Genomic DNA, 15,034 nt, shown 5'->3' with positions numbered 1-15,034 from the left:
ATGACAAATTGAATACAAAATGTTAATAAAAGTGAAATAATCACTGTTTTTTAGACTATTTACTTTAGGTTAGTTATTTTTTAACCACGTTGCTGCTTGTTTAGCAAAATAAGTGAGGATGCCATCGGCACCTGCACGTTTAAAGGCCAGTAAAGATTCCATGATTATTGCCTCTTCTGCAAGCCAACCATTATCAATGGCTGCTTTATGCATGGCATATTCACCGCTCACTTGATACGCAAATGTTGGTACGCCAAACTCGTCTTTCACGCGACGTACAACATCTAAATATGGCATGCCAGGTTTAACCATCACCATATCTGCACCTTCTTGTAGGTCTAACGCTACTTCACGCAAGGCTTCATCTGAATTTGCTGGATCCATTTGATAGGTTTTTTTGTCGGCACCTTTTAAATTACCTGCTGAGCCTACCGCATCACGGAATGGTCCATAATAGCTTGAAGCGTATTTAGCAGAATACGCCATGATGCGAGTATGGATATGGCCTTGCGCTTCTAATGCTTCTCGAATTGCACCGATGCGACCATCCATCATGTCAGATGGGGCGACGACATCAGCACCGGCTTCGGCATGTGAAAGTGCTTGTTTTACGAGTATTTCAGTTGTCACATCGTTAATCACATAGCCTTCGTCATCAATAATGCCGTCTTGGCCATGCACAGTGAATGGATCGAGTGCAACATCAGTGATTACACCCAGCTCTGGAAATGCTTCTTTTAGTGCACGCACAGTGCGTTGTGCAAGTGCATCTGGGTTGTAAGCTTCTTCAGCGAGCAGTGATTTTTTATCACTCGGTGTAACAGGAAAAATCGCGACAGCGGGTACACCTAATTCAACAAGCTCTTTGGCTTCTTCTAGCAATAAGTCGATAGAAAGGCGCTCAATCCCCGGCATAGATTCAATGGCTTCACGGCGGTTTTTACCTTCTAACACAAAAACAGGGAAAATAAGATCATTCACGGTTAGTTGGTTTTCAGCCATAAGGCGTCGAGAGAAATTATCACGGCGCATACGGCGCATACGTGTATATGGGAAAAGATCGAGTCCTGATTGGGCCATGCTTTTATACTCCTAGTCTGGTAGAGGATAACTTACTACGCGATTACGGCCTGTTTGCTTTGCGTGATAAAGGGCTTTGTCGGCATAGTCTGTGAATAAACTTGGTTTATTAACGTCTTCTGCAACGGCGCTGAAAACACCGGCACTGAGTGTAAATTTAATCGTTGTTCCGGCAACTATTATATCAGTGTTAGCAGCGGCTTTGCGTATTTGTTCAGCAATTATTAGGGCACCTTCAAGGGGGGTGTTAGGCAAGAGTACAACAAACTCTTCCCCACCATACCGGGCGACTTCATCGAGAGGGCGCTTTAAGTGTTCTTTAATAATATTTGCAGTCGTTTGAATGGTTTGGTCACCGGTTAAGTGGCCAAAATTGTCATTAATTGCTTTAAAATGGTCAATATCGAGCATAATGACGCTAAGCGGGGTTTGTTCCCGGCGAGAGCGGCGAATATCCATTATTAATTTCTTATCGAAATAACGGCGATTTTTCGTTTTCGTTAATGCATCTTCCATATTGAGCTGCTCAAGCTCACGATTTTTGTCTTCAAGCTCACGTAGGGTAACTTGCAGCTCAAATGTTCGCTCTTCAATGTTAGCCTCTAAATCTTGCCGAGCTTGTTCTTGAAGGGCTAAGCGCTCCCGCATTAAGGTATCTTGCGCTTTACTCTCTGCTAATGCGTTTTGTTGTGACACGACTTCGGCATCACGTTGCATCAAGAATAATTTAATAACGGCATAACATAAGCTCAGACTACAAATTAAGAAGCAAACAAACGTAAGAGAAAGCATACCAATATTTAAATTAAATGGGTTAAAGACACCTAAACCACTGTAAATAATCGCAGAGAAAAATGCAGATAAACCAATAAGGAAGGCAATGCTTGGTTGCTTGTACGCCTGGTTAAATTGCTTCATGGCAATGATGAAAAACACCAGTAGTAATACAGGCAAGCTGATTAAACACAGTGAGAGTGCAAAATGTTTAGGGAGAAACCACATTAATACTGTCATCAGTATCATGGCCCAGGCTAACCAATATTGAGTGCGACTCAGGGTTTTATTATCAGTGCTAAAAATACACCGTTGTATAGGAACAAATAGCGCACCACTTATAAAAAATAGACTCGGGATTGCCAACTGCTGGAATGTTAAACCACTCGGTTGTAAGTAGCGATACCCAAAACCATATATATAAGCAAGTGTTAACCATAATGAGGTTAGTAAAATACCTGTGTAGGCAAAGTAACGGCGTCTTGAAAAACCGTACAGGACGAGGTTAGTGATCGCCAAAGAAAGAATAAAACCAACTAATAATCCATAGAGTAAGTTAAATTTACTTTTATATTTAAGGTATTCAGACGGCTCCCATAGACTAAGTGGGACACGTAATCCGCCCTCATTCTCAACTCTTAAAAATACTTCCGTATGACTTGCTTTAGGCAAAATGAGTGGAACAAGTAAGGACTCATTCTTTATTTGCCGATTTGCAAGCGGCAGTGCGTCGCCAATTTTGGTCTTTGACAGAATGTGCCTACCTTGCACATGAAAAACACTGACTTCATCAAGAAGTGGGTTATCGATCGAGAGAATCAGAGTGAGATCATTCAAGGAGGTATTTTTTATCGATACCTTTAGCCACAAGGGTGTCAGGTTTAAGCCCAAGTTAAGAGTGTCAGCTTGATTTTTTTGCCAGTCGATATCTTTACTGATAAATGCTTGTTGCTGAGTAATAGGCTCGAGCGTGTACTCAACATTTATGATTTGTTGAGACTTAAAGTGCGAGCTAACGGCGATAGGGTTAGCCTTTAAATAATGACTGAATAAAACAACGAAGAGTACGCCACATAGTGACCATAGGCGCTTCATTTTAACCCTTTGTGGTAAATAATGTCTGAAAGTTTAGTGTAGTTTGTTTTGCCACTTCAGTAAATTCACAGCCTTTTAAGTCAGCAATTTGCTGGCATACATAGGTAAGATACTGTGGCTCGTTCCGCCGAGACTTAGGTTTAGGCTTAATGGTTCTTGGCAATAAAAAAGGGGCATCTGTTTCAATAAGCAAACGTTCTAATGGGATGTCGGGCACAAGCGCCTGTAGTTGTTCACCACGGCGTTCATCACACACCCAGCCTGTAACGCCAATATAAAGCCCAAGCGCCAGGTAATTTTGTAATGCTGATGCATCACCTGTAAAGCAATGTAATACGCCACGTACGTTGTAATCGGCTAGAATCTGAAACATATCTTCGCTGGCATCTCGCTCATGAAGATAAACAGGCATGTTAAGTGTTTCAGCAAGTGCCAGCTGTCTTCTTAAAACGCTTCGTTGTACATCACGTGGAGAAAAATCGCGATTGTAATCGAGCCCACATTCACCAATAGCAACCACCTGTGCATGGTTAACAAGTGCGCTTAGCTCACTCTCAAGTGCCTCAGTGGCTGTTTTCGCATCGTGGGGATGAACTCCGGCGGTACACAGCAGATTAAATTGCTTTGCAAGCTGTAATGAGTCATGGCTGCTTTGTAAATCACAGCCAATCAATAGCATTTGCGTTACACCCGCAGCCTCAGCTCGCTGTATGACAGCGGCGTGACGATCATCAAATTGATGATTGCTTAAGTTGACGCCAGCATCAACAAGCCGTGTGCTCATTAGTTTGTGCGCTTAACACGAATTGAGCGGTTTTGACCTTCAACTTTCAATAAAAATGAATTAAAAATACCGCGCTCAATCACGACTGTGTCATTGGCTTTTAGACGTAAACTATCTGAGCCAATTTGACGCCATTGTTGACCATTTTTCAGTTCGATGATGAGCTCGCCATACGCGGCTTTTTCAACGCTTTTAACGACGGCACTAATCTCATCATCATTGTCTTTTGTTGCTTCTTTGTGCTCTAGACCAAAATCTTCATTTTTTGTCTTAACAACTTGGTTTGATGAAGCAACTACAGCAGGTGCCGAAACTGCGGCGGCGTTTGTTACAGGCTTTTCAATTTGTTTGTTTGCTGCAGGTTTAGTCAGTGATTTACCTGCCATAATGTTGTCGTAACAAAGCAAGCGATTAAAGTCGTTTTCAACAAAAGTACAGGCTTGCAATGCTTGAATATTAATTTCGTTAGCGTGCGTTGTGCCTGCAACTGTAAGTAGTGCAATAAAGGGAATTAGTTGTTTTTTCATTTATTCCTCTGATTCCTGTTGGGGTTTGGCGGTATAAAATGCAGCCAAAATTAAGCCTAACTCAAATAACAACAGCATGGGTAATGCTAATAATGTTTGTGACAATACATCGGGTGGGGTTAAGAACATGGCTACCACGAACACACCGACCACGATATATGGGCGTTTCTCTTTTAAGCTTTTAGTGGTTGTCGCACCGCTCCAGCATAACAGCATAATGGCAACTGGTATTTCAAAAGCAATGCCAAATGCATAGAAAAGCTTAATAACAAAGCTTAGATAGCTGCCTATGTCAGGGGCTAAGGTCATCATCTCGGGACCTGCTGCAGTGAAAAAAGCCAGTATCATTGGCAGCACGACGAAATAACAAAAGCTGACCCCACCATAAAATAAAAACACACTTGAAATCAAAATGGGTACTAACATTTTTTTCTCATTTTGATACAAGCCGGGTGCGATAAACCCCCAAACTTGGTGCAATATCATGGGTATGGCAATTAAAAAAGCTAAAAACAGAGTAAGTTTAATCGGAACTATAACAACAGAAGTAACATCTGTAGCAATCATGCTTGTGTTACTGGGTAAGTTTGATACTAAGGGTGCAGATATAAAATCATAAATATCGTACATAAAAAATATCAAGACGATAAATACCAGCAAAGTGCTTAGGAGCGCTTTCATGAGTCGATTTCGTAACTCAATTAAATGGCCCACAAAGCCTGAATGAGCTTGCTCAGTCATAGTGTTATAAATACTCTCTAAAATGGACAACTAAAAGAAAAATTAATTTCATTTTTTTTCACTGTTTTCAACTTTCGTTTCTTCTTGGTTGTCTTTTTTGTAGCTGTGGGTGACAGACTGTGCTGCTTTTTGCAGTTCGTTCACAGAGTCTTGCAGTTCAGGTGATAACTCTTTTAAGTTTTGCTGCTCTGCTTTTTTTAAGTTTTCATGAAGTTCATGGATACGGAGTTCTTCGTTTACTTCAGCTTTCACTGAGTTGGCAACTGACTTAAGCGTTTTCATCCAGCGACTAACGGTGCGTATTGCGACAGGCAAGCGCTCAGGCCCTAAGACAATTAGGCCTACAATCAGTACGACAACAAGTTCCCACATCCCCATATTGATTAAACCTTATGGTCGTCTTTGCTTTTTTCTGCGGTCTCTTTGCTTTGCGTATTAGACGCTTGCTCGATCTGCTCGTTGTTGCTGCTGGTTTTATCGTCTTCAGACACGGCTTTTTTAAAGCCTTTTACTGCACTGCCCAAGTCGCCACCAATGCCACGTAATTTTTTAGTGCCAAATAACAATACAATAATTGCTAAGATAATGACTAATTGCCAAATACTGATACCACTAAGCATGGGTTACTCCATATTTTATCAAATTGATTGAATGTACTTGTTTTGATTATACTCACCAAAACATAAATAGCACTTAGTTTATGCGCTGCGCCAAGCTGCAATAAAACCAACCACAGCAAGTCCTGTTGTGATGCCTGCTGCAATTAGGTCATCCTGTAAATAACACAGTCCCGACACAATAAAGCAACTGCCCGCAAAAATGCTCAGGAGCAGAGGTTTTGACGACGACTCCTGCGGCAATTGTACAGGTTGTTGATGACGCTTTAAGTTTTGATAGATTAAATCGGGTAATTCAGGCATTTTTTCAGCCCAGAATGGTAAGTTCGCGTACATTTTTTTCATCACTGCAAGCGGACCCACTTGTTCTTTAACCCATTCTTCTAAAAATGGCTTAGCGGTTTTCCACAGATCAAGCTGCGGATAAAGTTGCCTGCCAAGACCTTCAACATATAACAGTGTCTTCTGTAATAACACCAATTGCGGTTGAACCTGCATATTAAAGCGACGTGCGGTATTAAATAAATTAACCAGTACGTGACCAAATGAAATTTCAGCCAGTGGTTTATTGAAAATGGGCTCACATACTGTGCGAATCGCAAACTCGAATTCTTCAATACTGGTATCTGCGGGGACCCACCCCGAATCAACATGCAGCTGCGCTACTTGGCGGTAATCACGATTAAAAAAGGCAATAAAGTTTTCTGCAAGGTAACGTTTATCTTCTCTATTTAAGGTGCCGACAATGCCGCAATCAATGCCAATATATTGAGGGTTATGGGGCGTCTCGCGAGAAACAAAAATATTGCCCGGATGCATATCTGCATGGAAAAAGCTGTCGCGGAAGACTTGTGTAAAGAAGACCTCGACACCGCGTTCAGCGAGTAATTGCATATTGGTGTTTTGTGCAAGGAGCGCTTCGGTATCAGAGACAGGAATACCATAAATACGCTCCATAACTAAGACATTACTGCGGCTATAATCGCTGTAAACAAAGGGAATATAGAGAGAATCTGAGCCCTCGAAGTTGCGACGTAATTGAATGGCATTCGCGCCTTCGCGCATTAAGTCGAGCTCATCTAGTAAGGTTTTCTTGTACTCATTTACCACCTCAATAGGGCGCAAACGTTTGGCTTCTTTTAAAAGTTTTGCAACGAGCTTAGCGACCTTTTGCATCAGCATTAAGTCGGCGTCTATCTGCTCTTTAATATTAGGGCGAATAACTTTAATAACGACATTTTGCTCTTCACCATGCTCATCTAGCAAGGTTGCCGTATGCACTTGTGCAATGGATGCTGACGCGAGAGGGGTTTGCGAAAAGTCATTAAAAAGCTCACTAATGTCATTTATACCAAGCGCTTTTTCAATCAGTTGCTGAGCAAGCTCTCCTTCGAAGGGCTCAACTTGGTCTTGTAACAAAGCCAGTTCAAGCGCAATATCATGCGGTAATAAATCGCGGCGTGTAGAGAGCATTTGCCCAAACTTAATCCACACAGGCCCTAACTCTTGTAAGGCTAAGCGTAAACGCATCCCCGCAGGTTTATCTTTATGTTGATTGCGTAACCAAAATAAACTGCCTCGCGCTAATGTGGCAAACCAAGGTATTTTTTTACGTGGGATCAGTTCGTCTAAGCCGAAGCTCAGTAATGTTTTTGTGATGTAATACAGACGAGCAGTTGACACACAATATCCTTAGCGCACTAGCATGACTTTAATAAGGCGTTTATTCGCATCTCGAGTTGAGACACTTGGTTCTTTAATTGGCGGTTCTGTTGCTTAAACTCAGCCAGTTCAAGTGGGTGAATTGTCACTGCAAGCTCGTCTTGACATAAGGTGGTCAGTGTATTTTCGAGTTTATTTTTTACGTTCACACCGTGACGTTTCATTGCTTGCAAAGACAGCCATAGCTGCTGTGCTGGTGCGTCGCCAATATAACGTGAAAAATGCTCTGGCCAATCAATATTAAGTGCAGCAAAGGCATTACTAAAGCCTTGAGCTATGTGTAAATCGCCTTGTAAATCTAATTTATCTTGGCGGATTAACTGGGTTAGCATTGCTGGATTTTTCAGCGTGAGCAGAGTGTCAATATCAGCACTGATCATGCAGTCGAAGTGATGCTCTGCAGTGCTATATAAGTGTATTTGCTCATCACTGTATACGCATAAAATGCGCTGTTGCCAATCACGGATCTCAATCAGTAATTGCTTGTCTGAAATAGCCGCTAGGTTGTCCTTTAGAGACGAGTCTAGCTGCAAAACATGATTAATGATTCGTTCTACCAGTGATAACAGAGCATTTGCTAACATCGCGTTACCTACTTAATCTGTTTAATTTTAGTATTTAAAACCACGGTGTAAGGCGACAATACCGCCGGTGAGGTTTTGATAGCTAGTGTGTTCGAAGCCCGCATCTTCCATCATGCTTTTCAGCGTTTCTTGGTCTGGGTGCATACGAATCGATTCGGCTAGGTACTGGTAAGATTCGCTATCATTTGCAACTAGTTGCCCCATTTTTGGCAAAATATTGAATGAATAAAAATCGTACGCTTTGCTGAGCGCTTCATGTTCTGGTTTAGAAAATTCAAGAACGAGTAAACGACCACCTGGTTTAAGGATGCGGTACATTGAGCGCAGCGCTTTGTCTTTGTCAGTTACGTTACGAAGACCAAATGCGATGGTGATTAAATCAAAGCTGTTATCAGGGAATGGCAGCGCTTCAGCATTCATTTGTACGTATTCAATATTGCCTACTCGGCCTAGGTTACGTAACTTTTCACGGCCGACTTTTAGCATTGAAGAGTTGATATCACCCAAGATTACTTGACCTGTTTCACCGACGAGTTGGCTAAACTTCGACGTTAAATCGCCAGTACCGCCTGCAAGGTCTAATACGTAATGGCCTTTGCGAACACCAGAGCTGGCAATTGTTTGACGCTTCCATAAACGATGAATACCGAACGACATAAGATCATTCATAACGTCATATTTTGCAGCGACTGAGTGGAATACATCTGCAACCATAGATGCTTTGTCGTTTTCAGCAACAGTTTTATAGCCAAAATGCGTGGTCTTTTGTTGATTCTCGTTCATGATTTGTCTCTATCGTGGCAATAAAGACTAGTGTACTTGATTGTAGCTGTGGGGTGCAATTTGATTATAACTAAATCATCAGATTAGCATTGGCTTTTATGATTTAGCGCAGGTTTATTGGCCGGCAATAAAACTGCTTTGACCTAGTGACTTTGCTTTCGCAGCAGCAAGCGAAGCTTTGCGGACTAAGCTGTTGAAGTTGTCTTCATCTTGATGTTTAGCAATCCCTAAAGCAAGATGAATAGCGGGTAGTTTTGTGCCATTCTTTGAACTAATAAAGCGCAGCTTTTCAACACCATTACGCACTTTTTCAGCAATTAAATTAGCCGTCTCAGGCTCAATATCAGCCAGTAAAATAGTAAATTCATCTTTGCCAGTGCGCCCTGGTAAACCACTTTCAAGGACATATTTTTGCACTTGTTTGGCGACCTTATTCAAGATCACCTCGCCAATGACATCACCGTAATTATTGATGAAGTGCTCAAGGTTTTCTATTTGAATCGCAATGGCGCACACCGCTTTTCTTTGACCAAGCCACAATTGTGTTTGTTGATTTAAATAATGACGTTTATACAAACCAGTTTGCTGATCGGTGATGTGCTGTTTACGAAGTTGGGTGAGTTGTTTTTGGGTCTTATCTTGTAGTGCTTTGGCTTTTGCGATTTCTTGTTTAAATTGGCGATGTTGAGCCAGTAAATGTTCTGATTGTTTACTGAGCATTTTTAGCGCATGACGTGTTTGTTCTAAGTTGTTTTCGTCAATGGCGTGTACACAATCACTAATTTGTTCAGTAAAGCGAACAATATTTTGTTCATTATTGTTTGCATTGCGCGTTAGTGTGCCCAGAACAGAATCAACATTACGTACAATCGCTGTTTTCATTTTATGGCCTTGCTCCATAAAATCAAAATACAGTTGCTCTATAAAGATACTGTCGATCGGCTTTTTTTGCGCGATGGCGCGATCCAGTGCGGCATTAAGTTTTAGATTAGATTGGCTGACATATGTATATACAACCTGGTAATTAAGTGGTGACGGCGGTAATGCATGATGTTCTAAAAAGATACATACCTTTGTCATTTTTTCTTGAGCAATAGCCATGGAATCATGGAACATCATTTTTTCAATACCACTAAATACGCATAACAACCAATTAATCATCTCTTCCGTAAGGTTTAATTGCATCCAAGCACCTTATATAAATTCGCATAACACGTAATCACGAGAGATAAAACTTGACGCTAATTGCGTTAAAAACGTCTGTTTTACGGCTGTATCAAAGCAGAAAAGTTGCTGAGTAGAACTCATTAACGAAACGTTTGCCGTACCTCAAAATGGATCACTTAATTAAGCGAATGGGTATTACAGTAATCTGTAATCTGTCTATTTAAAAGCAAAATCGCTAATTTTGGAACTTAAATTTGTTTCGTTTGGGTCTAATAGCTGATTTTCTCAGCAACTTTAACAAGTGTAATTAAAAATTGCTTAAAGCCTGCTCATTCATGCATTTATAGTGATGTTAATTTGAGCGTATTAAACCGCTGCTTGGTCGCATTTGCTTGGGTTTTAGTGTGAGCTACGCTACTTTATCTCTATTGTTTAAAACGAATAAGAATCCTATGAAACAAACACTATCGCGAACGTTAAACCGTTCTTTAATAGCCATTGCTTTAGCGTGTACTTTAAGTGCGTGCCAGGTAACCACTGTTGATGCAGATCAGCAGTTTAATCAGGTTGCAGAAAATGTGGTCAATTACCGTGAAAGTATTAGCCCTTATGGTAAAGAAAACGGCGTTAATGGTTATTTATTAGCAAATTTATCTGCTGAGTTTTTAGAACAAAAATACCAAAAAAATACCGAACTCCTTGCAGAGCTAGATGCCATCGACCGCGATAAATTGTCGGAAGAAAATCGTATAAATTTAACGATTTTACGTGGCCAAGTACAAAATAGTGTTGATGAATATGTGTTTAATACCCACTACATGCCGTTAACGTCTGAATATGGCTTTCATTCGAGCCTCTCATTTATGATCTCAAGCTCCGATTACACGAAAGCGAAAGATTACGATGTTTATCTTGCCAAACTGCAGCAAATTCCCCGCTTTTTTCAGCAAAATATTGGCTGGATGCGTAAGGGCCTTGAAGTTGGATTAACGCAACCGCAAGCCGTTTTAGAGGGTTATCAAGATTCGATTACAGCATATATAGTTGATGATGCGACACAATCTGAGTTTTATAAACCCTTTTTAAAAAATACTGCAGGGCTCAGTGAGAGCGAATTTTTACAGCGTCAACAACAGGCACAAAAGATTATAAAAGAACAGGTGATTCCTGCATACCAAGGCTACCTGACTTTCTTTAATAACGAATACCAACCGGGTGCTCGTAAAGAGATTGGTATTTCGAGTACGCCTAACGGCAAAGCATTTTATGAAAACCGTGCGAAGTACTACACAACAACAGATATGACGCCAAAAGAAATCCATGAATTGGGTTTGCAAGAGGTCGCGCGTATCCGTGCAGAAATGGATAAAATCATTAAAGAGGTTGGTTTTGAAGGCAGCTTTGCCGACTTTGTGCATTTTTTGCGTACAGATCCGCAGTTTTATGCCAAAACGCCTGAAGAATTATTAAAAGAAGCGTCTTACATTGCTAAAAAAATGGACGCACAGCTTCCTAAACTATTCCATACGTTACCAAGAATGCCTTACGGTGTTGCACCAGTGCCAGCCAGCATTGCGCCTAAATACACCACGGGGCGTTATTCGGGATCACGCCGTGACGACCAAGCGGGCTATTACTGGGTCAATACTTATGCGCTTGATAAACGTCCTTTGTATGTACTTGAAGCGTTAACTCTGCACGAAGCTGTGCCAGGACATCACTTACAAATTTCATTAAATTCAGAGCTGGAATCGCTACCAAGCTATCGTCGTAATGCGTATTTGTCGGCATTCGGTGAAGGTTGGGGGCTATATTCTGAATTTTTAGGTATTGAAGCCGGTTTTTACCAAGACCCATACAGTGATTTTGGTCGATTAACTTACGAAATGTGGCGAGCTGCACGTTTAGTCGTTGATACGGGGATGCATATGTATGGCTGGAGTCGTGAGCGTGCGATGACGTTCATGAGCGAAAACACGGCGCTTTCACTGCATAATGTAAAAACAGAAACCGACCGCTACATCTCATGGCCAGCACAAGCGCTGTCTTACAAAATCGGTGAATTAACGATAAAACGCTTGCGCCATGAAGCTGAACAAGCACTGGGTCAAGATTTTGATGTGCGTGAATTCCATCACCAAATATTACGTCATGGTTCTGTGCCGATGTCGGTGCTTGAAGAGCAAATTCAACTTTATATTAAGGCTGAATTAGCAAAGCGAGCCTAAGCAATTGAGCTGATTAAAAAAGGCGTGTTTAAAACACGCCTTTTTTGTTTGTTGCGCGTATTTTAAACTGCTTATATGATTTGCAAGGACGTCATCATCACACAGGAGTCTTGAATGAGTGATTTTATAATTTTTAGTATCGATGTATTTGCCAGCTTGTTTATCTTTGCGTTAGGGATAGGGCTGTTGGTAATCATCTGTTTTTACATTAGTGATGTGACGCAGTCGAAACAGGCTATTCGTCGTAATTACCCTGTGATAGGGCGTTTTCGTTACTTTTTTGAACGCCAAGGTGAGTTTTTTCGCCAGTATTTTTTTGCGATGGACAGAGAGGAGCTTCCGTTTAACCGTGCCGATCGAAGTTGGGTCTACCGTGCGGCAAAAAACGTTGACCGTACCACGGCATTTGGTTCCACTCAAAGCTTAGAAGCCACAGGCACTGTGATGTTCATGAACTGTGCATTTCCGACGCTCGATGAAGAGGCACTCGAACCTAGTCATGTCACCTTGGGACCCTATTGTGAAAAACCTTATTCTACCAATGCATTATTTAATATTTCGGGCATGAGCTTTGGAGCACTTTCAAAACCGGCTGTTCGCGCTTTATCTCGAGGCGCAAAACTAGCTGGGTGCTGGATGAATACAGGTGAAGGGGGGTTGAGTCCTTATCATCTGGAAGGAGGAGCCGATATTGTATTTCAGATTGGTACGGCAAAATATGGTGTCAGAGATGAGCAGGGCAAACTGAGCCTCGAAAAGCTCAAAGCGATTGCTAGTCATGAGCAAGTGAAAATGTTCGAAATTAAAATGAGCCAAGGCGCAAAACCGGGCAAAGGTGGCATGTTGCCGGGCCGAAAAGTCACCGCAGAAATCGCTAAAATCCGTGGCATACCAGAAGGACATGACTCGATTAGCCCTAATGGGCACCCAGAAATAAAAAAACCTGCTGATTTACTCGATATGATTGAAACTGTTAGAGCTACGACAGGAAAACCCACAGGATTTAAAGCAGTAATCGGTGAGTATACGTGGCTTGAAACCTTATTCAGTGAAATTAACAATCGCGGTATTGAGTCAGCACCAGACTTTATTACCATTGATAGTGCTGATGGTGGCACTGGGGCTGCCCCGCAGCCATTGATGGATTCTGTTGGTTTACCTCTAAAAGAAAGCTTACCTTTGGTCGTTGATTTGTTGAAAAAACATGGTTTAAGAGAGCGGGTGAAAGTGATTGCATCGGGTAAATTAATCGTCCCGTCGAAAGTGGCTTGGGCATTGGCTTTGGGGGCTGATTTTATTGTGTCAGCGCGCGGGCATATGTTTTCATTAGGCTGTATTCAAGCATTACAATGCAATAAAGATACTTGCCCGACCGGTATTACAACGCACAATGAGCGATTACAACGCGGCTTAGATGTGACAGACAAAGCGCAGCGAGTTGCAAATTACAATAAGTTTATTCACTACGGTGCAGGCTTAATTGCTCATTCATGTGGCGTGTCGAGCGCCCGAGAACTTGCTCGTCACCATGTGCGTGTTGTACAAGAAAATGGGTTGTCAGAACCGCTTGATAAAATGTATGAGCATTACAATAAATAATGATGAGATTCAATAAGGCGCGATAAGCGCCTTATTCATTGGGTAGCTGAATAACTAGTTTAATAAGCTGATCAATAAGGTAAAAAATTCATCTTTATTATCGCAACTTGTTGCGTTAAGCATCAATTGCTCGCCTAACACTAAGGTTTGTTGCTGCACAGCTAAGCGTGCTTGCTCGTTTTCAATGCCGTCAATGTCAGCAACGTGGGCAAGGCCAATCGTACGGCGAATAAGTTCTGCACCGCAATAACCAATGGCATCATGCAACACGCTTTTTAAGTAATCTTCTGTAAAAGCGCGGTTAGCAAAGCTTACATCGGTTGTCTCATTACTTGCTAAGTTCAACCACTGCTCTTCAAACTGGCTATAACAGTCTTGTAAGCATGTTAATAAATGCGTTTGATATTGGCGACGCTTTGCTAATTCAGCTATACGGCCATTTTGCGCGCAGTAATTAAGTAATAAATTACCCATAAATGAACCGATATCGAAACCAACTGGGCCAAAAAAGCCAAACTCTGGGTCGATCATCTTGGTTGTGTTGTTATCAACAAAAATACTGCCGCTGTGCATATCGCCGTGTAACAAGGTTTGCGGACACGATAAGAACCTAGCTTTTAATTTCGCTGCGGCAAGTTTTAGCGCGTTGTTATTACGAATGTGTTGCACTGACGAATTGAGTTCAGCCGGGAAGTGATTGCGCTCGTGCTCGATATAAGGGTCAGTGAAAAAGAGGTCCTCAGTGATCTTACATAAATCTGGGTTGATAAATTGGCTCACTTTGGCTTTTTTATCGTCGGCAGAAAGATAAAAGTCGGAGTTATAAAAACCGGTGCGACTGAGATATTGGGCAACATGACTGGCTAATTTAGGGAACTGCTCGGCATTTATTTGTGCACCACGTAAAATTTGTAAGTGACCTAAGTCTTCCAGCACGGTTAATGCAAGCTCAGCATTGTGGTGCAAAATGGCTACGGTGTGCTCTGGGCATAATGAACCATGATTTATCAAGACGTCAGCCTCGATACGCGCACGGTCTAACGATAACGGCCATGACTCACCCACGCAGCGAGCATAGGGTAAAGCTTGCTTTAAAATTACACTGTTGTTGTGTTGATCAGTGACCCGGAAAACTAAGTTTAGATTTCCGTCGCCGAACTCGTACGCAGACAGCTCAGCGTTAGGAGTAAACACTGAACTGAGTTCACTTTCGGTAAGTTTTTTAATGTAATCAACAGCATGCTCTGCAGTGAAGGCAGTGTAATTAGCCATGGCTCTATCTCAAAATATTATTAACTTTGGGCATTCTATACCTGTAAGCGTTTAGATGTCC

14 protein-coding genes are annotated in these 15,034 nt (G+C 41.7%); 2 read left to right on the top strand and 12 right to left on the bottom strand.

The genetic code is table 11. The features are described 5' to 3' along the window. Window positions 1-69: 69 nt before the first annotated feature. From hemB to IT970_RS15370, 11 genes are all read right to left on the bottom strand, one after another. Window positions 70-1,080, bottom strand: coding sequence for a porphobilinogen synthase (gene hemB, locus IT970_RS15420; protein WP_065979460.1), 1,011 nt, complete (start codon window positions 1,078-1,080; stop codon window positions 70-72). Window positions 1,081-1,092: 12 nt separating this feature from the next. Then, on the bottom strand, window positions 1,093-2,949 hold the full coding sequence (locus IT970_RS15415) for a sensor domain-containing diguanylate cyclase (protein ID WP_065979459.1): 1,857 nt from the start codon (window positions 2,947-2,949) through the stop codon (window positions 1,093-1,095). 1 nt (window position 2,950) lies between these two features. Continuing rightward, window positions 2,951-3,733: a TatD family hydrolase gene (locus IT970_RS15410; RefSeq protein WP_065979458.1), complete on the bottom strand. Its 783-nt coding sequence runs from the start codon at window positions 3,731-3,733 to the stop codon at window positions 2,951-2,953. Continuing rightward, the gene (locus tag IT970_RS15405) at window positions 3,733-4,260 is read right to left on the bottom strand and encodes a hypothetical protein (protein WP_036973544.1); all 528 of its coding nucleotides are present in this window, start codon (window positions 4,258-4,260) and stop codon (window positions 3,733-3,735) included. The genes IT970_RS15410 and IT970_RS15405 overlap by 1 nt, the downstream gene beginning before the upstream one ends. Beyond that, complete coding sequence (gene tatC / locus IT970_RS15400) at window positions 4,261-5,001, bottom strand: twin-arginine translocase subunit TatC (protein ID WP_036973540.1); 741 nt, start codon at window positions 4,999-5,001, stop codon at window positions 4,261-4,263. A gap of 48 nt (window positions 5,002-5,049) precedes the next feature. After that, the gene (tatB, locus tag IT970_RS15395; RefSeq protein ID WP_036973537.1) at window positions 5,050-5,379 is read right to left on the bottom strand and encodes a Sec-independent protein translocase protein TatB; all 330 of its coding nucleotides are present in this window, start codon (window positions 5,377-5,379) and stop codon (window positions 5,050-5,052) included. 5 nt (window positions 5,380-5,384) lie between these two features. After that, the gene (gene tatA / locus IT970_RS15390; RefSeq protein ID WP_036973536.1) at window positions 5,385-5,621 is read right to left on the bottom strand and encodes a twin-arginine translocase TatA/TatE family subunit; all 237 of its coding nucleotides are present in this window, start codon (window positions 5,619-5,621) and stop codon (window positions 5,385-5,387) included. Between the two features lie 78 nt (window positions 5,622-5,699). Beyond that, window positions 5,700-7,301: a ubiquinone biosynthesis regulatory protein kinase UbiB gene (gene ubiB, locus IT970_RS15385; RefSeq protein WP_065979457.1), complete on the bottom strand. Its 1,602-nt coding sequence runs from the start codon at window positions 7,299-7,301 to the stop codon at window positions 5,700-5,702. A gap of 17 nt (window positions 7,302-7,318) precedes the next feature. Then, a complete protein-coding gene (locus tag IT970_RS15380) occupies window positions 7,319-7,924 on the bottom strand; it encodes a ubiquinone biosynthesis accessory factor UbiJ (RefSeq protein ID WP_036973533.1) in 606 nt (201 codons plus the stop codon). Between the two features lie 27 nt (window positions 7,925-7,951). Beyond that, window positions 7,952-8,707 (bottom strand): bifunctional demethylmenaquinone methyltransferase/2-methoxy-6-polyprenyl-1,4-benzoquinol methylase UbiE, encoded by a 756-nt coding sequence (ubiE, locus tag IT970_RS15375; protein WP_036973531.1) that lies wholly within the window; start codon window positions 8,705-8,707, stop codon window positions 7,952-7,954. 114 nt (window positions 8,708-8,821) lie between these two features. Beyond that, window positions 8,822-9,808 (bottom strand): GGDEF domain-containing protein, encoded by a 987-nt coding sequence (locus IT970_RS15370; protein WP_074989536.1) that lies wholly within the window; start codon window positions 9,806-9,808, stop codon window positions 8,822-8,824. A 518-nt stretch (window positions 9,809-10,326) separates the two neighbouring features. Between IT970_RS15370 and IT970_RS15365 the strand changes: the two genes are divergently transcribed. Continuing rightward, on the top strand, window positions 10,327-12,102 hold the full coding sequence (locus IT970_RS15365; protein WP_036973529.1) for a DUF885 domain-containing protein: 1,776 nt from the start codon (window positions 10,327-10,329) through the stop codon (window positions 12,100-12,102). Between the two features lie 114 nt (window positions 12,103-12,216). Then, on the top strand, window positions 12,217-13,701 hold the full coding sequence (locus tag IT970_RS15360) for an FMN-binding glutamate synthase family protein (RefSeq protein ID WP_065979454.1): 1,485 nt from the start codon (window positions 12,217-12,219) through the stop codon (window positions 13,699-13,701). Between the two features lie 54 nt (window positions 13,702-13,755). Here the strand turns inward: IT970_RS15360 and mtnK are convergent, their stop codons facing one another. Continuing rightward, window positions 13,756-14,973, bottom strand: coding sequence for an S-methyl-5-thioribose kinase (mtnK, locus tag IT970_RS15355; protein ID WP_075594210.1), 1,218 nt, complete (start codon window positions 14,971-14,973; stop codon window positions 13,756-13,758). Window positions 14,974-15,034: the final 61 nt, after the last annotated feature.

It is taken from the genome of Pseudoalteromonas sp. A41-2, assembly GCF_015767615.1.
In the GTDB taxonomy this organism is placed as follows: Bacteria; Pseudomonadota; Gammaproteobacteria; order Enterobacterales; family Alteromonadaceae; genus Pseudoalteromonas; species Pseudoalteromonas lipolytica.
Note: the sequence above shows the minus strand (reverse complement) of the source record. Positions and strands in the feature narration are given on the sequence as shown.